25 protein-coding genes and 1 riboswitch are annotated in these 24,769 nt (G+C 44.6%); of the genes, 3 read left to right on the top strand and 22 right to left on the bottom strand.

Translation table 11 applies throughout. The annotated features are described in order from the left end of the window. The first annotated feature begins 54 nt into the window (after nucleotides 1-54). Entirely contained in the window at nucleotides 55-1,095 is a 1,041-nt protein-coding gene (locus tag BLS69_RS15410; protein ID WP_249911317.1) for a LacI family DNA-binding transcriptional regulator, read from the top strand. Between the two features lie 147 nt (nucleotides 1,096-1,242). On the opposite strand, the gene BLS69_RS15415 is transcribed toward BLS69_RS15410, so the two are convergent. Both BLS69_RS15415 and BLS69_RS15420 read right to left on the bottom strand, forming a co-directional pair. Next, nucleotides 1,243-2,421, bottom strand: coding sequence for a DUF4272 domain-containing protein (locus tag BLS69_RS15415; protein WP_091032992.1), 1,179 nt, complete (start codon nucleotides 2,419-2,421; stop codon nucleotides 1,243-1,245). A 249-nt stretch (nucleotides 2,422-2,670) separates the two neighbouring features. After that, nucleotides 2,671-3,891 (bottom strand): RtcB family protein, encoded by a 1,221-nt coding sequence (locus BLS69_RS15420; RefSeq protein WP_091032995.1) that lies wholly within the window; start codon nucleotides 3,889-3,891, stop codon nucleotides 2,671-2,673. Between the two features lie 312 nt (nucleotides 3,892-4,203). On the opposite strand from BLS69_RS15420, the gene BLS69_RS15425 reads away from it, so the two are divergent. Beyond that, nucleotides 4,204-5,646, top strand: a complete 1,443-nt coding sequence (locus BLS69_RS15425) for an erythromycin esterase family protein (RefSeq protein ID WP_091032998.1) — start codon at nucleotides 4,204-4,206, stop codon at nucleotides 5,644-5,646. Between the two features lie 55 nt (nucleotides 5,647-5,701). Here BLS69_RS15425 and BLS69_RS15430 read toward each other — a convergent pair whose 3' ends face one another. From BLS69_RS15430 to BLS69_RS15525, 20 genes are all read right to left on the bottom strand, one after another. After that, the gene (locus tag BLS69_RS15430; protein WP_091033000.1) at nucleotides 5,702-6,139 is read right to left on the bottom strand and encodes a GNAT family N-acetyltransferase; all 438 of its coding nucleotides are present in this window, start codon (nucleotides 6,137-6,139) and stop codon (nucleotides 5,702-5,704) included. 40 nt (nucleotides 6,140-6,179) lie between these two features. Continuing rightward, nucleotides 6,180-6,605 (bottom strand): GNAT family N-acetyltransferase, encoded by a 426-nt coding sequence (locus BLS69_RS15435; RefSeq protein WP_091033004.1) that lies wholly within the window; start codon nucleotides 6,603-6,605, stop codon nucleotides 6,180-6,182. 156 nt (nucleotides 6,606-6,761) lie between these two features. Continuing rightward, nucleotides 6,762-8,840, bottom strand: a complete 2,079-nt coding sequence (locus BLS69_RS15440; protein ID WP_091033007.1) for an S-layer homology domain-containing protein — start codon at nucleotides 8,838-8,840, stop codon at nucleotides 6,762-6,764. Nucleotides 8,841-8,976: 136 nt separating this feature from the next. After that, a complete protein-coding gene (locus BLS69_RS15445) occupies nucleotides 8,977-11,646 on the bottom strand; it encodes a winged helix-turn-helix domain-containing protein (RefSeq protein WP_176872722.1) in 2,670 nt (889 codons plus the stop codon). 192 nt (nucleotides 11,647-11,838) lie between these two features. Then, the gene (pgsA, locus tag BLS69_RS15450) at nucleotides 11,839-12,378 is read right to left on the bottom strand and encodes a CDP-diacylglycerol--glycerol-3-phosphate 3-phosphatidyltransferase (protein ID WP_091033012.1); all 540 of its coding nucleotides are present in this window, start codon (nucleotides 12,376-12,378) and stop codon (nucleotides 11,839-11,841) included. Then, nucleotides 12,378-12,923, bottom strand: a complete 546-nt coding sequence (locus tag BLS69_RS15455; RefSeq protein WP_091033013.1) for a ClbS/DfsB family four-helix bundle protein — start codon at nucleotides 12,921-12,923, stop codon at nucleotides 12,378-12,380. Before BLS69_RS15455 ends, pgsA begins: the two co-directional genes overlap by 1 nt. A 199-nt stretch (nucleotides 12,924-13,122) precedes the next feature. Next, entirely contained in the window at nucleotides 13,123-15,048 is a 1,926-nt protein-coding gene (locus BLS69_RS15460) for an ABC transporter permease (protein WP_091033016.1), read from the bottom strand. Beyond that, nucleotides 15,045-15,800, bottom strand: a complete 756-nt coding sequence (locus BLS69_RS15465) for an ABC transporter ATP-binding protein (protein WP_036610294.1) — start codon at nucleotides 15,798-15,800, stop codon at nucleotides 15,045-15,047. Before BLS69_RS15465 ends, BLS69_RS15460 begins: the two co-directional genes overlap by 4 nt. A gap of 116 nt (nucleotides 15,801-15,916) precedes the next feature. Then, on the bottom strand, nucleotides 15,917-16,921 hold the full coding sequence (locus tag BLS69_RS15470; RefSeq protein WP_091033019.1) for a sensor histidine kinase: 1,005 nt from the start codon (nucleotides 16,919-16,921) through the stop codon (nucleotides 15,917-15,919). Further along, nucleotides 16,918-17,607, bottom strand: a complete 690-nt coding sequence (locus BLS69_RS15475) for a response regulator transcription factor (protein WP_091033021.1) — start codon at nucleotides 17,605-17,607, stop codon at nucleotides 16,918-16,920. Before BLS69_RS15475 ends, BLS69_RS15470 begins: the two co-directional genes overlap by 4 nt. Before the next feature lie 184 nt (nucleotides 17,608-17,791). Continuing rightward, on the bottom strand, nucleotides 17,792-18,556 hold the full coding sequence (locus tag BLS69_RS15480; RefSeq protein WP_091033023.1) for an SDR family NAD(P)-dependent oxidoreductase: 765 nt from the start codon (nucleotides 18,554-18,556) through the stop codon (nucleotides 17,792-17,794). Nucleotides 18,557-18,606: 50 nt separating this feature from the next. Beyond that, nucleotides 18,607-19,287: a class I SAM-dependent methyltransferase gene (locus BLS69_RS15485; RefSeq protein ID WP_165980260.1), complete on the bottom strand. Its 681-nt coding sequence runs from the start codon at nucleotides 19,285-19,287 to the stop codon at nucleotides 18,607-18,609. Nucleotides 19,288-19,546: 259 nt separating this feature from the next. Further along, complete coding sequence (locus tag BLS69_RS15490; protein WP_091033028.1) at nucleotides 19,547-19,930, bottom strand: VOC family protein; 384 nt, start codon at nucleotides 19,928-19,930, stop codon at nucleotides 19,547-19,549. Between the two features lie 175 nt (nucleotides 19,931-20,105). Next, the gene (locus tag BLS69_RS15495; protein ID WP_091033030.1) at nucleotides 20,106-20,579 is read right to left on the bottom strand and encodes a GNAT family N-acetyltransferase; all 474 of its coding nucleotides are present in this window, start codon (nucleotides 20,577-20,579) and stop codon (nucleotides 20,106-20,108) included. Between the two features lie 11 nt (nucleotides 20,580-20,590). After that, nucleotides 20,591-20,869: a DJ-1/PfpI family protein gene (locus tag BLS69_RS15500; protein WP_240767958.1), complete on the bottom strand. Its 279-nt coding sequence runs from the start codon at nucleotides 20,867-20,869 to the stop codon at nucleotides 20,591-20,593. A gap of 51 nt (nucleotides 20,870-20,920) precedes the next feature. Then, nucleotides 20,921-21,002: riboswitch (ZMP/ZTP riboswitch) on the bottom strand. A gap of 55 nt (nucleotides 21,003-21,057) precedes the next feature. After that, nucleotides 21,058-21,573 (bottom strand): GNAT family N-acetyltransferase, encoded by a 516-nt coding sequence (locus tag BLS69_RS15505; protein WP_091033036.1) that lies wholly within the window; start codon nucleotides 21,571-21,573, stop codon nucleotides 21,058-21,060. Nucleotides 21,574-21,607: 34 nt separating this feature from the next. Beyond that, the gene (locus tag BLS69_RS15510) at nucleotides 21,608-22,132 is read right to left on the bottom strand and encodes a YfiT family bacillithiol transferase (RefSeq protein WP_091033040.1); all 525 of its coding nucleotides are present in this window, start codon (nucleotides 22,130-22,132) and stop codon (nucleotides 21,608-21,610) included. 47 nt (nucleotides 22,133-22,179) lie between these two features. Continuing rightward, the gene (locus BLS69_RS15515) at nucleotides 22,180-22,719 is read right to left on the bottom strand and encodes a GNAT family N-acetyltransferase (RefSeq protein WP_091035065.1); all 540 of its coding nucleotides are present in this window, start codon (nucleotides 22,717-22,719) and stop codon (nucleotides 22,180-22,182) included. A gap of 8 nt (nucleotides 22,720-22,727) precedes the next feature. Continuing rightward, on the bottom strand, nucleotides 22,728-23,267 hold the full coding sequence (locus BLS69_RS15520; protein ID WP_091033043.1) for a hypothetical protein: 540 nt from the start codon (nucleotides 23,265-23,267) through the stop codon (nucleotides 22,728-22,730). A gap of 21 nt (nucleotides 23,268-23,288) precedes the next feature. Beyond that, nucleotides 23,289-23,729 (bottom strand): cupin domain-containing protein, encoded by a 441-nt coding sequence (locus BLS69_RS15525; protein ID WP_091033045.1) that lies wholly within the window; start codon nucleotides 23,727-23,729, stop codon nucleotides 23,289-23,291. Nucleotides 23,730-23,914: 185 nt separating this feature from the next. Here BLS69_RS15525 and BLS69_RS15530 point away from each other — a divergent pair, with 185 nt between their 5' ends. Beyond that, nucleotides 23,915-24,688, top strand: a complete 774-nt coding sequence (locus tag BLS69_RS15530) for a sporulation protein (RefSeq protein ID WP_091033048.1) — start codon at nucleotides 23,915-23,917, stop codon at nucleotides 24,686-24,688. Nucleotides 24,689-24,769: the final 81 nt, after the last annotated feature.

Consider the following 24,769-nt stretch of genomic DNA (forward strand, 5'->3'; position numbering starts at 1 on the left):
GTTGGATATCGCTCCAAATAAGGAATACGGCAGAACTACGAGTGTAAGGATGGTATGATGAAGACAAAGGTAACAATTCAGGAGATTGCACATTTTACGGGTTTGTCGAAATTCGCGGTGTCAAGAGCTTTGTCTGGAAAATCAGGAGTTAGCGATCAAACGAGGGATGTCATTCTCAAGGCCGCTGGCAAACTTGGATATTTCAAAGATAACAGCATGTTGTCTGGTGAACTGTATAACAACCATGAACTTCAAGAACCGAAGAACACACGTTCAAGCGGTACCATCTTGATTTTGTTTCCCAATGTTCGGTACCAAAATCAAGATTCCGTATACTGGGGACCCGTCTTTAACGGGATTTCTTCCAAGCTGAACCAAAAAGGGATTAATATTCTGACCTTAACGGAACCCTCAGCAGACCAGCTATTTACCCTGCTCAACCCGGATGCCATTCGAGGAATCATTACCGTTGGCTCTATCTCGACCCCGATTCTGCTTGAAATCAAACGTCTCAGTATTCCGGTTGTGATGGTGGATCATCTGGACCCTGTTTTTCACAGTGACAGCATATTCACCGATAACTTTGCATCCATGCGCGAGATCATGCTCTATTTGCTCCGCAAGGGCTTCAAAACATTCCAGTTCGTTGGCAATATCGGGGATGCTCATAGCTTCTATGAACGCTGGATTGCTTATACTTCTGTGCTCATGGGCCATGGAATGGAGATACACCAGATTCCCGAGCTGAGTAATCAGGCATTGGATGAGTTCCGCCAGACGTTCACTTCAGTGATCAATGAGGTTAACCTGCCTGAAGTGTTTGTATGTGCGAATGATTTCTATGGGCTATACACCATAGAAGCCCTTGAGAGTATGGGTATTCGTGTACCCGATCAGTGTGTTGTCACGGGATTTGATAATCTATACGACAATATCCCATTACTTGCCACAGTTAACGTGAACAAGGAGTTGCTCGGTGCGCGTGCAGTGGATCAGATGTTATGGCGCATTGCGAATCCAGAGAGCAACGTCGAGAAAAAATTAATTCTTGCTGACGTCATTATTCGTGAACAGTTTGGCAGGCATAGTGGATAAAAGCATATATGGAATAAAGCTTATGTCCACACAGAACAGCACGCCAAACACCCCTTTAACCGTATTCGTGCGGCTATAGGGGTATTTGCACTGTTGTATGTTGTGTAATTTATTGTCTATTACAATAGGCCGTCACATCATCCCGTTCTACGTATCTGTACGCACATCATCCCACGCCTGATCCAGATAACAGATCAGCCAGTTCAATGCACGGTGACGTTCATAAGCCACTCCACCATTCAGTCCAGCGGGAGGTGTTTTGTCATTCACACGACTATCGACACAGACCCAGTTATAACGGTAGATCAGATCTGCTTCATCCAGAATCTCGCTCTTGTTACGCAGAGATGCATCGGAGAGAAAGTCGGTAAAACTATCCTTCTGTTGCAAATAACCGACATCCTTCCCTACGTTACATAACTCCGCTGGTGCACCCAATTCCTTCACATAACCAAGCGCCCACAACATTACGTGGTAAGCTTCATATCCCCAGGAAAAGGAGATGATCTCCTGCTGCTCTGCTCCGTGCTGGTCGATAAACCTCTTCTCTACGGGTGAGAAAAAGGATTCAGCCTCATACTTGTCGATCACTTCCTGAACCAGTGCTGCGGTATCATCCGCACTTTCGCCTGCTCCCAGACACTCACCCTTAAGCGCGGCAAGACATAGGGCAACCGCACGGCGCGCAACTTCCTCTTTACTCCGAATCGTGATGTGCTCGTCTCCGGCCCTTGCGGGCAAGTTCGCATTATACGGAATGCCTTGTTCAGTCAACCGTTGCTCTGAACGCGCTTTACGTTGAATGCCAGACTCCGACTGGGGGCTGTCACCGTCAAGGAAACTGGTGTGCGCTGTCACCGTGTAATCCTCTACCTCAGATTCTCCATTCACATCCAGCAACAACTGGCCTTGTGCGTTCAGCAGAGATCCACCTCCCCAGAAGATAACAGCATCCAGAGCATCAGCCAATCGCAATAACTCGCCGAAGAATTCTTCCGATATGTCCTCTTCCGTCTCAATACCAACCACCATGTTCAATGTGGAACATTTGATCAGTACCTTTTCCTGGAGCGAAGCATTGCGTCCCTCAATCTGACTCAAAAATCCAAGCATCCCCTGAATCATTGTCGTAAATTCCTCAGGATGCGTCTGGCTGGTCATGATATTAAAGCCTTTGGTTTTTTTACTGAACCATTTCTTCTGAGTCACTTGAATATGAGTCTTGTCTTCCCGGCGTTTAATCGTCCCCTCAGGATAAATGGATTGAATCACTTCAAACAGCTGATCCAGGTCAAACTGAGAGCTATATATCGCACAATTTCTCATGAAGTTCACCCTCTCTCTATATATAGTTCAACTAATGAATATTTACACTGGCACTCCGATGGCAGAATAACTTTCCGATCGCTGTTATCCCCAGATTTTTTTATTCCTTTTTTTGAAAGGGGAAATCCGGTGATAGCGTATGCTTCCGATGTAGCTTTCTTTTAGAAAGCTTTTAGGCGAACGCTCCGCTTCTTCAAGTTATTTCTGCCCTCTCCGTTATCGTGTAAATGTTCAGTTGAACATATATGACTAATCTTTATACGGATCGAATTCATTACCTCCGGCCATGGCCACGCCTACTGGGCGCAGCACATGGTTGATTTTCAACGTATTCGCATGTGCGTTCAGCACGTCTTGCAGTTTCTTATAAACAAACGGACTTTCGTCTGTGCCCGCTCCCCGCAGCTCGACACCATAGGCACGAATCGCCTCATGCATCTGTGCTTCGCTAATCTCGCCGCCCATACGTGTGCGCAGCTTGTAATTCATTTTGCCAGCCGCCTGGGTTCGGCTCATCGTGCGCCCTGCCCCATGTACGGTGCTGCGGAATGACTCGGTATTCTCCTCGCTGTGGATTCCCTCCACAATTACCGAGATATCGCCCATACTGCCTCCAACAAAACCGAGTTGCCCGGGTGCCAGTGGCGTTGCACCTTTGCGGACCACAACTACCTCTTCACCCATGTGTTGTTCTTTCCAGGCAAAGTTGTGATGATTATGAACGGCATATTCAGCACTTGCCCCGAGAATTCCGAGTACCTGTTCAATGACATAATCACGTCCTGCATAGGCGTATCTGCCCGCCAAAGTCATTCCATCCCAATACATATCACCCATTTCGCTGTTCAGGTCAAACAACGTAGGCGGTTGATCCATCGATTCGCCCGGCGCTTTGCCACTGAACTGACGCCCTGCGGCAAGGTTAAGGAACCCACTCGCCACTTTGTGACCAAACCCGCGGCTGCCAAAATGATTTGCGATCCACACCTTTCCCGTTACCTCTTCTACAAAAATATCCACGAAATGATTACCACTGCCTACGGTTCCAAGTTGGTTGCGTGCAAGTGTCTTCAGCTTATGGTTTAATCCCGGTTCAATGGTATCAAACAGCTTCCAGCTCGTGTCGTCGAACAGTTCATGATCCACGGGTGTTGGATTGTTACGACCCACGCCGAAAGAAATGGTCGAATTGATGTCATCCATAATTGTTACAATCTGATCCCGCATATCTTCCCACATCAGATTTGTGCGCACAGCCTTGTTGCCGCAGGCAATATCATATCCGACCCCTGATGGACTGATCATATTCCGATAAGCAACAACACCACCGATAGGCTGTGAGTAACCTTTGTGATGGTCGGCCATCAGAGCCACACCCAATACATCTCCATATTGCGAGCAAGTCACTGCCTGACTTACGGCGTTCTCCAGCGGCTCCCCCCAGACTTTAATGTTATCTACGATACGCATGATTGTGTTAACCTCCTATGTACTTTTTTTAACTCGTTTAATTTAATCCATTCTATCAGAACTCTGACTCTGAGACACGAAACCCGTATATGGGGAGTATAGGCCAGCTACAGAGAGCCAATTCCACACACACATATATATATATATATATGTGTATATGGCCTGCTCCTATCATCCTAAATTCACTAGATAAGTCCCAACATTTGCAAAAATACAACATTAGTACTAATATTAAATATAGTGTAATTAAATCCATATATAGCCTTTATCTCAATCATTTTCATTTTATTCGCTATTAAAGGAGGTATTTATTTGTATCATTTCAGAAAAAGGAAAAGAGTTGCCGCTCTTACATTAACCACAGTTATTTTGGCTACTGCAACGTTGTTCCCCACAGGGCAAGTCCATGCCCAATCTTCCATCGAGACCATACAGGGTCATGTGACTGAAATACAGACAGCAAGAACATCAGATGAAAAAATTAAACTGTGGAAACAATGGGCCAGAGAACATGCTTACCGGATCAAGAGTATTACACCTGTTCATGAAGATATTGAGAGTAATAGCTTTACAGACTTGGATATGTTAAAACCACTGCTCCAGGATAAACGAATCGTATTTCTGGGTGAAAGTTCCCACGGAGTAGCAGAATTCAACTTAGCTAAAACCCGATTAATTCAGTTTCTACATAAAGAGATGGGCTACAATGTGCTCGCCTTTGAGAGCGGTCTCTCTAATACATCACTAGCTAACGCCATAATAAATCAAAAAAGCGCAGAGCAAACAATGCAAAGCTCCATTTTCGGCGTCTGGTGGTCCAAAGAAATTTTACCCTTGTTTGATTATCTCAAAACGAGTGCTCAAACTGAACAGCCATTAATTCTGACGGGTTTTGACATGCAACTGCAATCCCCCCTACTTGATGGTCACTGGCTGAAAGATCAGAAACTCGCCAAACAACTAGCACAAACAGAAAAACAATTGTCCGAGTTTTATATCGGGGCTGACCTTCAATCCTACCGTGCAAAGAAACAGGAAATGATTCAAACGTACAAAAATATTTTAAAATCACTGCAATCCAAAGAGAACCAAACCTATCTGCAACAAGAATATCCCAATCATCCGGAACTATCCAAGTTGCTGGAACGAAGCCTCGAAGATCGAATTCGTTTGGCTCAGGAGTATATTGAAATTTCTATCCGTTCCATGATTGAATTGGAGGAAGGGAAGATGGATGCATTTCTGGACTCCCTTGTTTGGCGGGATAAAGCCATGAATGACAATCTGATCTGGTTAGCTACGGAAGTATATCCGAACGAAAAGTTCATTGTGTGGGGTCATAACGATCATATACGTAAAGCAAACAGCAAAGTGATGGATTCTTCATATCCAGTTCCACTAATGGGAGAGATCTTCCCCGAGGAATTGAGAGAAATCAGCTATGTTCTGGGGTTATATGCTTCAAGTGGACAAACAGCGGATAATGCAGGCGAAGTTCACAATGTCGAACCAGCGTTGCCTGGTTCAATTGAAGCTATCATGTCTGCGACAAATACACCCTACAGTTTCCTTGATCTTCGTTATCAAAAAAGAGAGGCAGGGAACGCCTGGATGTTCGAACCTCGATTTGCTTATAGCTGGGGCATATATCCAGAGAGCTTTGTTCCAAAAGAGCAGTTTGATGGTATTCTCATGATCGACAATGTCCATCCACCTCAATATATGAGATTCAACTCGTCTAACTCGAAAGAGTAATTGTAAAGTAAGATCACAAAGAGAGAGAGCCACTGCCTCTCTCTTTTATGCGTCTTTAGTTAAAGTGTTTTCGGTAACCCTGCACCTTCTCATCCTTGAAACCTAATTTCTCATAAAATATATGTGCTTCCTTACGCTGATCGCCAGACACCAGAATCATGTAACCACAACCCAGATCCTTCGCAATCCGCTCAATCTGGAGCATTAACCTCTGCCCAATGCCCTGCCTGCGTACCTGATCCGATACAATCACATTCTCTACAACCATGAACGGTTTGCATGGCCCTACCAGATCCATACACTCAATCCCCATAACGGACCCAACCAGTTTGCCATTGTAGAATGCCCCAAGCACATGATAATGGCCATTCTGCTGTATGTAATGAAACATCTTTTTCATCTGCTGTTCATTGGTAGGCATTCCCATCAACTCATTGTATAGCTGGCTTAGTGCCGGTAAATCTTCAAGTTCGATCCCTTTAATGGTAACCATTATAACCCTCCTGATTTTGTCCTATTTCGCATGTTTTGTCTTAAGTGAGGTCCTTTTTAAAATAATAATGACTGTGTCCAGTCGGTGCATTCTCGATCGTTGTGATCAATTGGTAGCCATGTTTCTTGTAAAATTCCGGTGCTTGATAGGAGAAAGTGTTCAACATAACAAAATCACAAGATTTCTCTCGCGCAATTCGCTCAACTTCAAGCAACAACTGTGAACCATATCCCCGATGCCGTTGTTCAGAATCCACCCAAAGAATATCAACCTCCAGCCAGTTCCAGCAAAGTGTACTAAGCACACCTGCAACAATCTCGCCCGTCTCATTTTTGATATTAAAATTCAGTTCTTCGTAACGATGCCTTAATTCCTCGCTCACATGCGCAGCATTAAATGCGATAAGTTGCTCGCGAACATACTCTGAATCCTCTGAAGTACTTGGATTAATATTTATTTGAGACATCCTCTTCCCCCCTGTCGTCATTACTCACAGCCTCATTCATTTCTTGCATATTTTAACATAAAGTCATCCCTTACAAAAATAAAAAAACGCACCTTCCATAGCGGAAGGCACGTTGATGGAACTTGCATTTGTTCACATATGCTGTTTTAAAATACGCTACTCTATTTCTCTCAGATCCACGTACACGTGACCTACACCAACTCTGCCCAGAGGGTCCGTAGCCTTCACCTCAATCCGAAGAGGCTCACTACTCGTCCCCAGTGCAGTAACGTATAGTTTCTGTCCAACCATTCTGACATCTGCCAATTGTGGATCAGGAGAGTCAGCCAGTAGGATTAGGGTCGACCTGGCGTCATCTTCATCCTCAAACATAAAGGACAGGTCGATCTCAATCTCATCTCCATGAACATAAGCGGTATTACCCGCAGGTGCCTCCACCAGTACAGGGGGAGCATCATCAAAATCGTACATGTCCAAACGTTGCAGCAACGTCTGGTGTAGAGCGAAATCAGGCTCTTCTCTCAGGGGTATGGCATTGTTACTCACATCCAAGTATTGCAGATCAGACAGCCCAACAACTCCAATCGGTAGATGAACAAGCTCATTACTGTTCAGATGTAGTTCTTGCAAGGAGTCTATTCCACTCACATCCAATAAAGGAAGTCGATTATTCGCGAGATTCAGATACTCCAGCTGGTCCAGTCCTGTCACATTAATTTGCGTCAGTTCATTACGGGATAAATCAAGCCAATTCAAACGATCGAATCCAGAGGCATCCGCTTTGCTTATATCGTTTCCGGACAGATCAATTTCGGTTACATTTAATCCTTTGAATATCTCGACTCCTGTCAGATCGGAAATGCCAGCATTTCTCGCATACAATCCTCCATTGGTCTGAATGAGAGCTTCCACCAATTCATCTTTGGTCAGTGGATCATCCACATCCTTTTGCAACCAATAAGCAATCGCTCCAGCCAAATGTGGATCAGGAAATTGGCGACTTATCGTATTGGCCTGTACCTTAACCTTGAGTTGTGCCGTGACACTGGCGCCCTGGACGTCAACTGCTTTGATCGTCAGCGTTGTTTCTCCAGCAGCCTGTGGAACGAGTCGAATCACTTTTTCTACCACAGTGGAGGAAACAATGGTTTCATCTCCGGCTATGACACTGAATTGCAATTCATCACCATCTGGATCACTAAAATACGTCGAGACGTTCAAGTCCAATGCGGCATGATCTAGTGTAAGTTCCTGATCAGGCAAACCACCACTAATAACCAGTGGCGCCCTGTTCCCCGTACCTGGATTGGACGGAGTGGAAGGATTCGTCGGAGTAGTTGGCGTAGATCCACCTCCTCCACCCGTGCTTCCATTTCCATTTCCATTCCCTGGTGTCACACCGGAATTACCGTTTGCGTTTCCTGTACCGTTCCCTGCGTTATTGCCGCCTGAAGTTGTACCCTGTACCTCAGTTACCTTTCCTGGCTCATCAGGATTGGATTCCGGATTGGTGCCCCCTTGACTCGCAGCTTCATCAAGCGCTTGAATGACTTCAGTTGCGCGTAATGCGATCACGGCCATTTCCTGTCTGGAAGTAGAACGCTTCGGTGCAAAGTTTCCATTGTCCCCTTTCAAGATTCCCAACTTAACAGCCTGTTGTACACTTGGCAAAGCCCAGGCACTGATGTCGGAAGTATCCTTAAATGACAACTCTTTGGTCAAATTTAATGTTTCATCATACCCTTTAGCCTTCAGAGCCCGGATAATCGTTGTTGCCAGCTCTTCCCTTGTTACCAGACCGGCAGGACGAAACGTACCATCCGGATAACCATTCATAATTCCAGCTAATTGAAGTGCACGAATATAGGAACCATGCTCAGCGTTACGATCCAGATCCCTGAATAACTGATCTGGAAGCTGGACGGACGACGGCACGTTCATCTCCAATAGTTGAGCCAGCGTGTACGCAAGGTCCCCTCTTGTTAACGTTGCGCTCGGGTTGAAATTCCCTGCTTCGTCCGCCAGAATCATCTGTTGCTCGGCAGCCCTTTCAATGGCTTGCTTGGCCCACGGTGCTGCCTGCTGCAAGTCACGAATGTTTACTGCATCGATCGCTGCATGCACTGTCCCGGGAACAGAAATGACGGATAAAGACAGAAGGGCTGCAAGATAAGGCGAGACCTTACGGATCTTATTTTTCGTATAAACTTTTCGTTTGGATATTCGTGTTGACATCTTTTAACGCTACCTCCCACATGAACATAAACCCTGGTATCAGCAAAGACTCGTCAGAGTTATTTAATTATCTTCATTGTAGGAGAGACCTTAGCTTGCAAACAGTCTACAAAAGAGTAGACACTGTTTCACAAAATTATAATAATCCCCGTTGCTCCGCAATTTGAACAGCATGAGTACGACTACTCGCACCCAGCTTCGCGAACACTCGGCGAATGTGTGTATTAACAGTTCCGGGAGAGATGCCAAACTCGGCAGCAATCTGTTTGCTGGTCAGGCCCTCAACGATGTGACCGAATATTTTTTGCTCCATCGGGCTGAGTCCCACTTCCTTTGTAACCAGCTTTGCCTCCCCTGCAGATGAGGGGCCTCTCAATCGTTTGTCTCTTGCAAAAGCAGATAATAACTGCTTCACATAAGCCATTTTCACACCATCATCGTGTATCGCCTTTGTACGACGCAGATAGAGATAGTGCTGCAGCAACTGTTTCATCTGTTCACCTTCAGCAACAAATGAACGGATATATCCTTCGGGTCCTCCCAGCACCAGAGCACGGGATAACGCCACAACACTGGCATCTGTGAATCCCTGCTTTTGCAGCATGATTGACTCTAACAGAGCACACTCTACCTGTTCAGCAAGCAAGTCCCGTTCTTCAGCCTGTTTACGGAGTCGTCTCAGTTCTTCTCGTGCATAATCATACTGCTCAAGGATGATCATCGCACGTATGCGAACCATGGAACGGAAGAACTGATCACAGCTGATCTCAGCAGCCACATCTCCTTCGTTTGCAGACTTAGCCAGAATGGTTTGGGCCGAGGCCACCGGACTCATTTCAATTAAAATTCGGTATTGATGTGTTTCCAGTGCTGGCTGCCAGTACTCCATATCCTTCCCAGATAATAAACCTGAGACCTGCTGAAGCAGTTTCAAGCCTTCTTCAGGTCGACTCAGTGTAAGTTCAAGTCTGGCTTTGAGTACATAAGCTGGAACGAGCAACGCAGCCACCTTGATCTGCAAAGCCACTTCAAGCGCTCGGTCCGCATAACTGATCGCTTCTGCAATTTGATCCTGTTCCATTAATATCTCACCATATCCAACACCATAGTAGGACGTTACGTAAGCATGTTCAGCATACCAACGTTCCGTAATCGCTCCGAAGCAAGCTTCCCCACGCCTCAGGTAGCCATTAACACCATGAAAGCTGCGCAGGCGCATGCTCTCTCTCCGATCATAGTCCATATACTGAAAGGCAATATCATCAGGATAGCCCTGATCAATGTAGGACACCAAATAATGAGCCAGCCCATCCAAATCTCTATTCAAATAGGCCATGTATGCTCGCATCACACATATAACTTGCAACAAATAACCGATGATCTCAGGTTCCAGCTGCCCTTGAAGATGCACCCGGATCACTTGTTCCAGTTTATCCAGCTGCTTTACCATCTGTCCATAAGGCATTTCACGTGCAACAAGGAACAGGTACGACATATATAATTTTGGACGTGATTTCACGATCTCCAGTGGCAAAACATCAAAATAACGCCGGAGCGTCCACCACTCTCCCATAATAAAATGGGCAAAAAGCTCTTCCAGCAGTCTCGCTGCATCCTGCATATGTTGTCCGAGAATATAATGATCCAGCGCTTCAGCCGGGTATCCTTGTTGCTCATACCACAGTGCAGCAAGAGCATGTAATTCATTTACTTTTTCTGTACCACAACGATCCAGCTCACGCTTTAGAAATGCAGAGAACAAATGATGATAACGATACCAGTGTGCTTCCCGATCAAGTGGAACAAGAAAAAGATGTTCCTTCTCCAATTGCCTTAACAATTGTGGGGCTTCCTGCATATCACTTAATACCTGACATAAACTGCTGTTCATTCTTCTTGTAATTGCTGTTCGGAGCAGAAATTGCTGCATTTCCGGTGACTGACGCTGGAACACCTCTTCAAGCAGGTAATCCGAAATCGTCCTCTCGTTAGTTGGTCCATGATCTTCACGAGACAGAGGTGACGATATCGAATGCATGGGGCTGAGCATCGCGTTTCCACCCCATGCATGAGATAAAGCGAGCAGCTTCAATCCGGCAGCCCACCCCTCCGTCTGCTGTACCCAACCACGCGCATCTCCCCCGGCAATATCCAATTGCATGATCTCTTGGCAAAACTCAATACCCTCTTCTGGCGTAAATGCCAGTTCCTGAAGCGTAAATTGCTTCAATTCACCTCTCAGGCGCAGCTTTTCAAGCTTGAATGGAGGGTATGTTCGACTAGAAAGGACTAGATGAATGGTTAGGGGAAGGTTTTCAATAAAGTATTGCATCTGTTCATGAATCTCCGGCTGGGTCACTGCATGATAGTCATCCAGAATGAGCAGCGTATGTTGATTGGTCAGGGCAACACGGTTCAACAATAAAATCAAAGCTGATCTGGGGTCTATCGGGTACCGTTGCAAAAAATGTGGCAGTACATCACCGCAGAGTTCCTTGCTCACTCGATCCAGTGCATGAATAATGTAGAGCCAAAACTGAAGCGGGTCCTGATCTTTATCATCCAGGCAAACACAGGCTGCATGAACAGCTTCACTTCTCACCCAGCTGCCTAACAGTGTTGATTTCCCTGAACCCGCCGGGGCAGTCAACAAAGTGACTTTGGATTGGAACAATTCTTTGCGTTGCAAACTTAGCCGTGGACGGTCCATTGTATCTGCTGGCAAGGGTGGAAGTTCCAGTTTGGTTGTTAAAATCATAAATTGAAGCCAGTCCCCGTGGAGACCAGCGGTCTGTTCCTGTTGCATGAGATCCTCCCGAATCAGCACCATGGTGCACTTTTTTCCGATTCATTATATGTACATTCAGATACTCTAAGTATACAAGGAACCTCGGCTATGCCCCACATATTTTTGAACAGAAACAAACGACAAATAGACCCTGCACGTTGAATGCAGGGTACCATTTGCGTTGTGAAGCCATGATCCAATCGAAGCTTTCTATCTTCCTGTCTGTAGCAACTTATAGTTTACTACAATATAATTCAATCCCGATAACAGCGTAACTCCTGCCGCCAGCCACAATAAAATTACATCAACCCGCACCTCAGTCAGCAAACTAAACGGAACATTGTTCAACAAAATGGCAATGATGGCTGCCACCTGAAGTACCATTTTGATCTTGCCATATCGATCCGCTGCAAGAGCAATGCCCTGCTCTGTGGCTACCATTCGTAAAGCTGTAATCACAATTTCACGTCCTATAATGATTACAGCAATCCATGAACTGATCATATTCTCCTGAACCATCATGATCAGCGCCGCTGCAATCAACAGTTTGTCCGCTAGTGGATCAAGCAACTTGCCCAGATTCGTAATTTGATTATATTTTCTTGCCACGTATCCATCCAGTTTATCCGTGCCTGCCGCTACTGCAAAAATAATTAGTGCAATCATCACGCTTTGCTGATTGAGAAAACAGATCATAAACAATGGAATCAACGCGATTCTAGCCAACGTGATTTTATTTGCCAGATTCATTAGATATCTCCACTCCTCTCATCCATGTTGGCTAACTGACCTTTTTTCCATTTACGTATCCGGGTCCGAAAGGATTTAAAAGGAGCTACCGAATTAATCTGGATCCACTTCACCATAGCCCACCCAGGCTTGGTACCCGTCCACTGTCTTATCCCCTGTACAAATAACTCCTCTTCACTAAGGGAGTCAATCCAGTTCTGCCACTTTTGTTCTGTCTCCCGAAACAAAGAGCGCAGCTCCTCCAGCGTATAACTTGAATATTTTTCGTAAAATGATTCATTTAACGCCCCCAATTGGTTCCATTTATATCCTGGTGCCGGCATATGACTTTCATGTCCCAACTGTTCATTTCTCTCCCAATCCATCACCAGGTTCATCCATCCCAGCTGATAGGCGATCATCTGGGCAGGCGTCTTATCCACACCTTCAACCCACTTATCTTTGTCGCTGTTATGGATGTCATTGAATTCACCCTCAAACAATTCATAGGTGCGTCGAATCGTCTCACTTAACTCTTTCTTCGATGCATATAGAACTCCAGGCACGCTACTCCGCTCCCCTCGTTTCACCGTTTTACATGAATCAAAAGCATGGACTCTATCATCATTTCGACCCAATTCCATTATCATCCTTTTTTTTCATGAGGCATTATACTTAGAAAAAGAAAAAAGAGCAGTCTGTAATCATTACAGCCGCCCTTTACTCAAGCTATTTTGCTATATCAGCATACTCCAGATCCCAATTCTACAAAGCTTCCTTAATCACCCGTTTATAGTACCACACAGACAACAGACCAAAAATCGAATATAACAATGTATAGACTATCATGACAATGACCGTAGGTGTCGCCAGTTCCGAACCAAAGAAGAACCAACCTGATTTCACGGCAAAGTAACTATGGCTCAATCCCACGATGAGTGGAATACCAAAGTTAAACAACTGCTTGATCTGAATTCCACGCAACAGATTGCCTTGCGTAAATCCGAGTTTTCGCAGAATGGTATAATTGCCCTTCTCCTCTTCACTCTCATTCATTTGTTTAAAGTACAGGATACATCCCGATGTGATTAAGAACGTCAGCCCCAGGAAACCAACAATAAACATAATCAGTCCCATCGTTGTACGCTGGTTATTTCTGAACTCAATCTGGGAGAAGCTTGGGGCTTCCAACTCCTGCTCCTTATATATGGCATATGCCTCTTCAGCCTGCCCCTCGTTCACAATACGTACACCATAGTAGTCAGCCCACTCGGATTTTTGCAGCTTGGGATCGATATCCTGCCTCAGTTGCTGATATACCGTCTCATCTACCACCGCTACAGGTGTGCCCCCAGTATAATACGCGGGAAGGACTCCACGTTTGGTTGTTCCGATCAGTTGTTGTGCCAGCGTATGTTTCAACCCGTGCAAGACGATTGGACCTTTCTCCTGAATGGAAATTAACTGCTGAATGGCATTTCCATATCCCATGAAGACCACTTCACCCGCTTGCAAATCAATGTTATCTACCATGTTGTCACTCACCACACTACTGAACAGGTATTTTTCCGTCATCGACTCATCCATCACTTCTTGAGCATCAATTTCAATATAAATCGGCTCTCTGTGATTCTCTTCATATGGAATCTGTTTGTTATCCAACTCCGCTACAAAGCGATTTTTTACATCCACCTGAGCAAAAGAAAAATCCTCCGGCAAACTTTCCTTGGCCTGCGCCTCTGCCGAGTAATACGAAATGTAACTGAGTGACAACATGCCAATAGCAAGCGCCGACACGGTTGTAATAATCGTGAGCAGCAATGCATTAGATTTCATGCGAAACATGATTGAAGATAAAGACAACACCTCATGAATGGATAGGTAGCCATTTTTACTTTTGCGAATCAGATTAAAAATAAAACTTACCGAACCCTTATAGAACAGGTATGTCCCCAGTATGACCGAGAACAGAATCAGGATCATTGTATACATCAACTGCTGCATATCCATTGCCTCACCGCTGAACAACCGTGCAGACATGAAGTATCCATACACAATCAGGGCAATACCCAAGACGCCAATAATCATCTGTCCAAACGACATCTTCTGCACCTGCTGCTCCGAAGTGGCAGACACCCGAAAGAGCGAGAGAATGCTCTGTCTCTTGATAAAGGTGTAGTTCATCAGCATGATGAGCAAATACATAATCGTAAAGACAATCACCGTTTGCATCAGTGCCATCGGAGAGAAATACAATCTCGTAATCGCGTCCACACCGAGAATTTTGAACAATATCATCAATACAAGCTTGGACGCAAGAAACCCAATTAACACACCAATGGCCATGGAGCCAAAATAAAGAATACTGTTCTCCGCACTCAAAATACCAAAAATTCTGCCTTTCGTCAGTCCGATCAATTGAAATAATCCAATTTCTTTGCTACGCCGCTTGATAAAGATCGTATTGGCATAGAGCAAAAAGATGCCGACAATGACGATTAACAGTACCGAAGATGCGCCTATAGCCGCCGCACCTTTCGTTGAAGCAGCCACCTCATCCATGGAAGGATCATACTGTAACGTCACAAAGGAAAAATACAAGGCCACACTGAACACAAGCGCAAATACATAGAGATAATAATTCTTTAGATTTTTCCTGAGATTGCGGAAGATAATATAATTCAAGCTCATTGCTGTACACCACCCAATACGCCCTGGGTTTTGATAATATCGTTGAAGAACGATTGCCGTGACTCGTCTCCTTTATTCAACTGGGTGTAGATCTGACCGTCTCGAATAAAAATCACTCTGCTGCAATAACTTGCGGCAACCGGATCATGGGTAACCATAATAATGGTCGCCTTTCGTGCGCTGTTCATATCACTTAACTTGCCGAGCAGATCCGAAGCGGACTTGGAATCCAGCGCCCCTGTCGGCTCATCCGCAAAAATGATACTCGGCTCGTGGACAAATGCTCGTGCTGCCGAAGTCCGCTGCTTCTGACCCCCTGAAATCTCAGATGGATACTTGTCTTTCAATTCGTAGATTCCCAGTTCACGTGCGATCTGTTCAAACTTCCGGTGTGCCTCCTGCTTTGGAATGCTCGTAATCGAGAGCGGTAATAATACATTTTCCTTCACCGTAAGGGTATCCAGCAGATTGTATTCCTGAAAAATAAAGCCCAGATGATGTTTGCGGAACTCAGCCAGCTGTTTCTCCTTCATTCCGGTGAATTCCTTGCCTTCAATATCAATCGTGCCCTGACTCACCCGATCAATGGAGGAAAGTACATTAAGCAGCGTTGTTTTACCCGAACCCGAAGGCCCCATAATACCAACAAACTCTCCCTTACTTACCCCAAGATCAATCCCCTTCAGCACTTCCTGTTTATTCAGTTTATTCCCATAGACTTTATGAATTTTTTTGGCTTCCAGTATCCACATATCCCACTCACTCCTCTTAGATCTTCTGCAAAATGCTCATGTCTATATCATAGGCGGAATGTGCAGTGTTATCGTGTGATTCACCGAACAAAACCAAAAAGCATGTGACATTGTTGTCACACGCCTGCAAGATGCACCATGTCGTTTTTTCGCGGAAAAGTAAGTGTGACGGTTGTGCCCTCACCAAGAGAAGACTCTACATGAATGCTCATATGAAGCGTCTGGACAACCTGACGAACCAAATATAGTCCCATCCCGGTAGCCGCCCCATCCATTCTGCCTCGGGTGGACGTAAATCCTTTATCAAATATACGCGGCAGATCTTGAGTCTCAATCCCTCGCCCGTGATCCTGAATCATGAGTATGATGTGTCCATCCTGTTCCCGACTTTCAATGAGGATATCCGATGAATCGCTATATTTCACCGCATTGCTCAACAACTGCCGGAGGATGAAGCCTAACCATTTGCTGTCTGTGAGCACGCGCGATACCATTAAAGACATATCAAAGCCAATGCCTTTGGAAATGCACCACGATTTCAGTGCTCGTATCTCGCTATTCAATACCGGTTCAAGTTCCGTCTCTTCGATGAACAGATCATTATGCATGAACGGAATACGCTTCTGATGAAGCTGCTGATCCAGCAACTGATGAATTCGTAACCATTCATATGTCATTTGGCTCTGTAGCTTGTCATCTGGCAAGCGCTCGATCATCAGTTGCAACGCAGTCAGCGGGGTCTTCACCTCATGAATCCAGGACAACATCTCGTCCTTCTCCTGTTCCAGAGCGATAAAATGATGTGACGACTCCTTACGATACCGCTGTGTCTGGGAACTGACGGCCTCATGTACAATCTGCTCATATGGACTTTCGGCGATCTCGAGTTCTCTCAGATCATAGGTATGATCCCAGGTGCTCAATTTTTTATAGAAACGGGTCTCTTTCAGGTATCTCGCCCAGATAAAAACAAGACATACCACCACATTCAGTCCTACGATATACACCACAGATTGGAATGGAATGGACGAGTCCAGGTAGGCCACCAGTAAAATAATAAGTTGCATGCTTACCAGTAGCCATAACCAACTAGCCCTTTCTCGTATGTACTTTCCGATCATGCTTCTGCCTCTTCCGTTGCCATGTACCCCTGCCCTACTTTGGTTTCAATGTACCGCTCCAAGCCGATGGGTTCAAGCTTCTTCCGTAACCGATTAACGTTAACCGTTAGCGTGTTGTCACTCACGAAATGCTCGTGATCCCACAAGCTCCGGATGAGGTCCTCACGGGTAACAATCTGATTTTTGTGCTCGACCAGCACTTTAAGGATGAACATCTCATTTTTGGTTAACAGAACAGATTCATCCCCGCAGGTCAACGTATTTTTCACATATTCAATAGCAGCACCACGCCAGGTTCGAAGTTCAATATGCTCTGTATTATAGTTGTACACCCTCCGCAAAGTCGCTTGAATCTTGGCAATCAATACATCGAAGTGAAAAGGCTTCTGGATAAAATCATCTGCACCCAAATGCATGGACATAACCATATCCGCAGGATGATCCCGTGAGGACAAAAAGATAATCGGCACATTTGAGTGCGAACGAATTATCCGGCACCAGTGGAACCCGTCATATTGGGGTAACTGAATATCAATAATGACCAGTTGCGGCTGAATTACGCTGTATTCCTGCAATACCTTTCCAAAATCCTGCACACCATACACATCATACGACCATTGGGACAAACGTTCCTTGATTTCATTGAATAATGATTCGTCGTCTTCAATGAGCATAATTTTAAACAAGAGACTTCACCACGTTTCTGATCTTCTAAGGTTGAATAAGTAATTAGACTCCGTTGTTACAGGGTCACCGTTACGACTACGAATCATTGCTCCGATCGCTGTTATCAGTGTACAGGGAAGTTGGGCTTATATCAAAAGGTATCCTTACTTCGTAAAGAAAACGATCCGAAATACATATATCACATTAGCTCTCAATGGTGTGTATAACATGGCTTGCATCACTGTTTTCGTCCATCCGCTCGATCAACTGCATCGCTACGTCTCGTGGCGATCTTAATTGTCCTGCTTCATATACTTGATTGAACATACCTGCAAGGGCGAACTCCTCTGTACTTTTGCCTCGTGCAACAGCCTGTAATTCCGTATCAACCATCCCCGGATCAAAAGCAATAATCTCAACAGGGCTCTGTTGGCCCGTTTGTTCCAAAGATACGCATTGGGTAAACATGTTCAAGCCTGCCTTGGATGTACAGTACACTGCCATTGAAGGCGCGGGATAACTTCCCGAACCCGATGAGAGATTGACAATTTTACGCCTAGCGGACAGGTGATTCGTTTGTTGAATAAAAGATGAACTTAATATCATTGGCGCTGCGAGGCTGATGTTGAGACTTTGACTTATCTCTGCCGCACTGCACTGATCGATAGGTCTTAGAGGTTCCAACATCGCTGCGTTATTAATAAGTCCAATCAATTCAGCTTCCTGAGAAGGTATTTGGTCCAATATACGTGTAATCAAATCATCGATCCCATTCAGGTCGGCAAGGTCATACTGAACATGGCGGTAACGCCCGCTCCATTCCTCGCCTGATTCCAACAGATCCGAACCCCCGCGTGAAATACCGTAAACGTAGTCTCCCTTAGCCAATAATAACTCTGCAAGTTGTAAACCGATCCCTTTGGATGTGCCTGTAATGATAAAGTGTCTTCTTCCTGTTTCTGTTCCCATTTCGATACCACTCCTCCTCTATTTTCAATCGATCATATCCCCATATAAGCTTATGAATCTTTCTTTCTCCACAACGTGGCCCACAGAAAAGGTACACCAAAACACGGTTCATGCTGCTCCATCGCCTTCATTGCACGGAACTCCACACATTCAAAGCCATCTTCCAGCATGTAGCGAAGCTTCTCCTCCGTGAATGCAAGACCACCTCGCATCGATTTCTCTTGATACACCTGCCAATCATTCATAACGATCTCAGGTCCACCAATATCGCCAAAACCAGGAGCAAAACAAGTCATTCCAAAGTATCCTCCAGGCCGGAGTGCATTGTGGACCATCTCTATGTAGGGAATGCGCTGATGTGGTAACAGATGATGCAGACAACCCGAGTCGTAGACAAGATCATATTCTTGCTCTGGGGACAATTCGAACACAGAGCGACATTCAAAGTGCACATCCAGTTGCTCTTCTGCCGCCCTCTCTTTAGCCCAGGCAATCGCTGTCTCGGAAAGATCATAAGCATCTACCTGATATCCTTGGCGGGTTAGATACAGCGCATTTCTGCCCGGGCCACACCCCAGTTCCAGTGCCTTGCCACCGCTTAGCTCACCTTCGTTCACATGTGCTACCAGATTCTCATCCGGTTTGTTTGGGAAAAAGGGGATTGGTCTGTTCCGATCCTCATAGAAAGGTTCCCAAAATTGCTTGGCAGATCTGAAGTCCGCATCGAGCATATCATATAGATCCTGTACACTTTTAATCGTCTTTTCCACAACCACATTCCTCCTTCAATGCTCCATCCAAACCTTCATTTCCGACTATCCATTCCTCGTCATTTTCAATGAATTATCCACACTCTATTATAACATTTTTACCCAGTAGTTCTCTATTTTTCTTGTGCTTTTCTACTTAAAAACAGAAGCTTTTTCCCAACAAAAAAACGACCGACATGAATGTCGATCGCTTACAATCGTAGAGGTTTTGAGTTGTAACTTACTTCGCCCGTTCCAAGACTGCAAAGTAATTTCCTTCATTATCAGCAAAGTTGAAAACACGCCCCGTTGGCATCTCAACAATCTCTCCAACCGTTACATGTTTACCAGCCAAGTCGGCATATAATTTATCCAGATTTTCAGTGAAGAACATTAACGAAGGTGTTCCCAGGTTTACACCCGCCGACATCCGTTCGACGAACTCTTTGTCATGGAGAATAATACTCGTCTGCGAATCTGGAGTAGGCGCGATCTCAATCCATCTCATGCCCTCGTCAAGGTTTACTTCATCCACAATGTGGAATCCTGCGACTTCGGTCCAAAAAGCCAGTGATTCATCTTGATTATTGACATACAACATAATTTGGCCGACTTTGCTAAACATGGATCAATCACTCCTCTGATCATCTAATCTCTCAACATCCTGCTTATCATTCCTCAAATTCCAATAGAGTATAACATGCAGGACAGCTTTTTTATCATCTTTCTTTGCAAGTACATGCAACTTAAACTGAAGTACAATTTTTATGCTTCCACTACAATTAGTTTTTTGAAGTTACTTATAGTGTTTTAACAAGTGAAAGTCTATGAAACCCCGAGGTATAATAATTCATATCGATACTTTCCTTTTGAAAATTCATTCGTTCATAAAATACAAGCGCTGCTTCATTTTCTTCATGATCAAGTGTGTAAAGCATGACATCACTACAGCCAAATTCAGCTATATTTATACATATTTTTGTAATTAGTGTACGTGCTACTCCCTGTCGAAGGTGTGATTTGCTTGTAACAACGCCAACGATTTCATACCGGTTAACAGTAGGCTGAAAGATATAACCAGCATGACCTATGACAACATCTGCTTCGTCAACCATGACATAATAAGCACTGATACGTTCATCCGTCATTTTTAAAAATGAATCCCAGCGCGTAGGATACTGATCGCGTATAAACGAAGGAAATTGAAAATCATGATCCGTCATCATTTTCAGCACTGCTGGCTGATCAATCGCTTGAAAAAGGCGAATAGTCATCTTTTTATCCCCTACCTCTTAGTGTGCATGTAGACATCTTTTAAGTTACCGGCTTCATAATATGGATACTCTAGTTTTTGCTGAACTTGAAGGACGATCTCCGTAGACGTTAACATTTCGACCAAGTATAGTCCCAGGTCAATAGAAGCCGTAACCCCCGCACCAGTTACCGTATTACCATCACGCACTACACGCGCTGAAATTACTTCTGCACAATAAGGATTCAATAAATCATAAGCAGATGAGTTGGTAGTAGCCCTTTTTCCTTTTAGGAAACCTGCTGCCGCCACCTGTCCTTTCGTTCCCTGAATAATAAATAAAGTGTTTGATCAAAAGATCAAACACTTTGCCCAGGCGTACGGCATATAATATATGTGCTTCCTCGTGGTTCACTCCACGTTTACGCCAGTCACACACAACAGATATTTAACAACTAGTATACATGACATCTTTCATCACTGTATATATATGATGAAAATTATTGCGCGTCTTTTAACTTCTTCGTAAGATAAAGTACAACATCGTCGTCCATAATCGTTTCTTCACCCGGCTGAATGTAATGATCATGTTTGTGTACACCGTGACCGTCTGGTATGTACCCGCGATGGGCATATAGAACTTGCGCTTTGCCATAATCGGAAAACACACCTACACCAATGCCTGCTACATCCGTTCGTTCCAGAATAACTTCCTCTGCTCGGTCCATCAACCGTGAACCAATACCTTGGCGCTGGAACTTCATCAGCACATTAAAATCGTTAATTTCGGGAATGCCTTGTTCCCTGAAAGACGGGTAGCTGGAATACCACAATACATTCACGTATCCGGCAAATTCTCCATTTAACTCGGCTACCAAGGTTACGCGCTCCCCATTCTGTTGTTCAGCCAAGTAACGAAGATACTGCTCAGCGAATCTCCCCCAACCCTGCTCCTGAAACGCCTTTGATATGATTACAGGATCGCTCTCATTTAATAGTCTGATATGTACACTCAATGATGAATCCTCCTTAAAAAGATATTTCTCCTTGCTATATTCCCAGTCTCTCCCGAAGCGATGTGATGTGAGCAACATGGTGTTTGCCATGCCAAGCATACATGCCCAGATTATAATCCAGTCTTGTCGTTTCTTCCGATGAGGGATGATAAAATTGTTTGGCATAATCTGCATCTGTCAGCGCGTTTAACAGAAACACCCAACGACGATGGAGGGCATCCAGAATCTGAAGCGAGAATTCAACATCCAAGTCTCTTGAATCACTCAATTCAGCCCAGCGTTCTTCATAATAAGGCCGAATCGTTGGTGTATCCTCTGTCAGGGCCAACTTGAAACGAATCATACTGTTCATATGGCTGTCTGCCATGTGGTGAATGACCTGTTTGAGCATCCATCCACCTTCTCGATAAGGCAGACTTAATTGATCTTCACTCAATCCCTTTACCGCTTCTCGTGCACGTTCAGGCAACTCAGCAATGTCATGAATCCACTTCTCCCGTTGTGCCAAAGTAACTTCACCCGTGTGTACAAATGGTCCTATCGGAAATCTTTCATCCATCCATTATTCCTCCTTGTTTCTATGATTCAAATAACTTTTAACATTATCTAAGGAGCATATTCCATAAGCCAACAGTCTCTCATCTGTCCTTCATGCTGCTCATGTTTCTCCAACAGTTTAATCTTTTGGAAACCACATTTCTCGTAACAGGATATCGCTCGCAAGTTCCAGGATTGAGGGTCCATAACCACTTTACGGGCTTGTTTTTCATTAATCAGATAAGCCAGCATGGATTGCATCAACTGTGTACCAATGCCTTTATTCCAGTAGTCTACCTCACCAATAAACTGATCCGTTCCATAGATGATTTCATCCGTATCTCCATAACCATACTCCGTTCGTTCTTCTTCCTCAAGCTCATAGAACTGAATGTATCCAATCGGATGTCCTCCATACTCAACGATACAACGAGTAGCATCATCTTTCTGATTGTAAAAATGTTCTCTCACTTGCTCCAAATCATGCGGCCGATCACGCCCTTCATAGTATTGAAGAACTTCCGGGTCTGACAGCCACTTCACCAGATGTCGTTCATCTTCTGTGTCCAAGAAACGTACGGTGATTTCATTCGATTCATATACATTCATCATTCTGATTACTCCTTATTGATCTCCAGATTCTCACCCGTAACCCAACTTAGATCCTTCCCTAACAAATGTTCGTTGTGAACATAATACACCATGGGATTCTCAAGCGGCTGAGTCGTTCCATCCAAAGATCTGAGCGTTAACCGCAACTTGTAACTCCCTATCTCATCAGGTATCGCAAATCCTATCAGATTATCAGCTGATTTCATGGTTTTCCCCTGCGCCTTCAGATACTTTTCCAGAATGACTTGATCAAAATAGGAGCTGCCGACAGACGAAGGCATGTACCACGCATCATCTTGTTCTTCAGTAAATGTGACCCCTTCCCATCCTGGGACAACGGGATACACCATATGTTGATCCTTATCTTCTCTTTTTCGCGTTATTTCTAACTCTATCTCAACTGCATCCGTATCAATCTGCCTGATTGTGCCTGCCATCACAACATCCTGTGCACTCACACTTGGAATTACATAGCTGTATATGAGCAGAGTCACCAAGAGAATTATCGCTATTCCCGTAATCCAAAATATTGTACTTTTACGCATCTGTCTGATCCTCCCCTCTGGTTAATCATACTTCTGGAGTAGCTTCTTCTCTGTTAAAGATTGAGTTAACCTATCCAACTCAGGTGATGCCATCCAATCACTGGAGGTGTTCAATCCATGCTTAATGGTATGTATCGCGCTATGTGCAGACATGTATATATTATGGTGGACTCCAGGTTGGACAATGATGTGCTCTCCTGCACGCATCACTCGAATCGAAAACATCTGATCGTCTCCATAACTGGCATACGCAATCCATCCGGTTTGCACCACATAAAACTCCGTTAGATTGATATGTACATGACTGTTTTGCCATGCTCCGTGGGAAGAGGCAACGGTTCTACAATAATAACTGCCATCTTCTGCTATCATTTTATATTTCTGTTCCCCGTTCGCCATCTGCTCGAAGCTGGTTTTGACACCCGTTTCACCATATTTCTGTTCTGAAAATTCTATGTTCACTCGGCTACGCCTCCTGACAAAAAATTCCTTTATTTAAACATTCGACATAGGTAAGTCGATTCTCCTGTTTGGATATGCGATATATCTTTGCTAAAATTTGAAACGCTTCTCTTCCAGTTTCCGTATTAAGGTCGAAGTCGTATTTATCCCCAAATAGTAAACCATCTGATCTGGAGGTTGAGCGCATGTCATTTTTCAAGAAAATGTTAGCCAGTGTAGGTGTTGGAGCAGCCAAAGTAAATACGGAATTGCATACACCAGAGGTCACTCCTGGAGGAATCATCTCGGGGGTTGTGTACATTGAAGGTGGAGATGTGGAACAGAATGTAGATCGAATCTATCTTTCAATTAAAACCCATTACATACGGGAGCGCGATGATCGCAAAGTAAAAGAAACAGCCGTTATAGCCAAATATTTGCTCACCGAAGGTTTCACATTACAGCCCGGAGCCAAATTGGAGAAAGACTTCTCATTTGACCTGCCAGAAAATCTGCCGATAACACTGCATCGTGCAGAGGTGTGGGTAGAGACGGGCCTCGATATTTCAAGTGCTGTAGACCCCTCAGACCGGGACAGACTGCATGTTGTTCCTAGTAAAGACATGAACACCGTGCTCGATGCAATTGATATCCTTGGTTTCAAACTGCGTGAAGTAACCAATGACTACGCACCAAAGCTGGGCGGCAATCTGCCATTTGTACAGGAATTTGAATTTGTACCAACAAACAAATTCCGTGGGCATCTGGATGAGTTGGAAGTGCTGTTCTATCCGATGGGCGATTCGCTGGAGCTGCTATTACAGATCGATCGCCGGTCTCGTGGGCTCAGTGGAATATTCTCCGAAGCCATGGGTACGGATGAGAGCTTTGTCCGCCTGCATCTGTATGAAAGACATCTGGCGCGAGGGGCGCATTCTGTCGCTCAAGGACTGGAAGAAATCATTTCCAAACATATCTAATCTATAGTTTGTGTTAACGAATAAAAACCGTCCTCTATCAGACAAATCTGATGAAGGACGGTTTTTCCCTTTTTAATATGA

It is taken from the genome of Paenibacillus sp. CF095, assembly GCF_900101225.1.
Lineage (GTDB): Bacteria > Bacillota > Bacilli > Paenibacillales > Paenibacillaceae > Paenibacillus.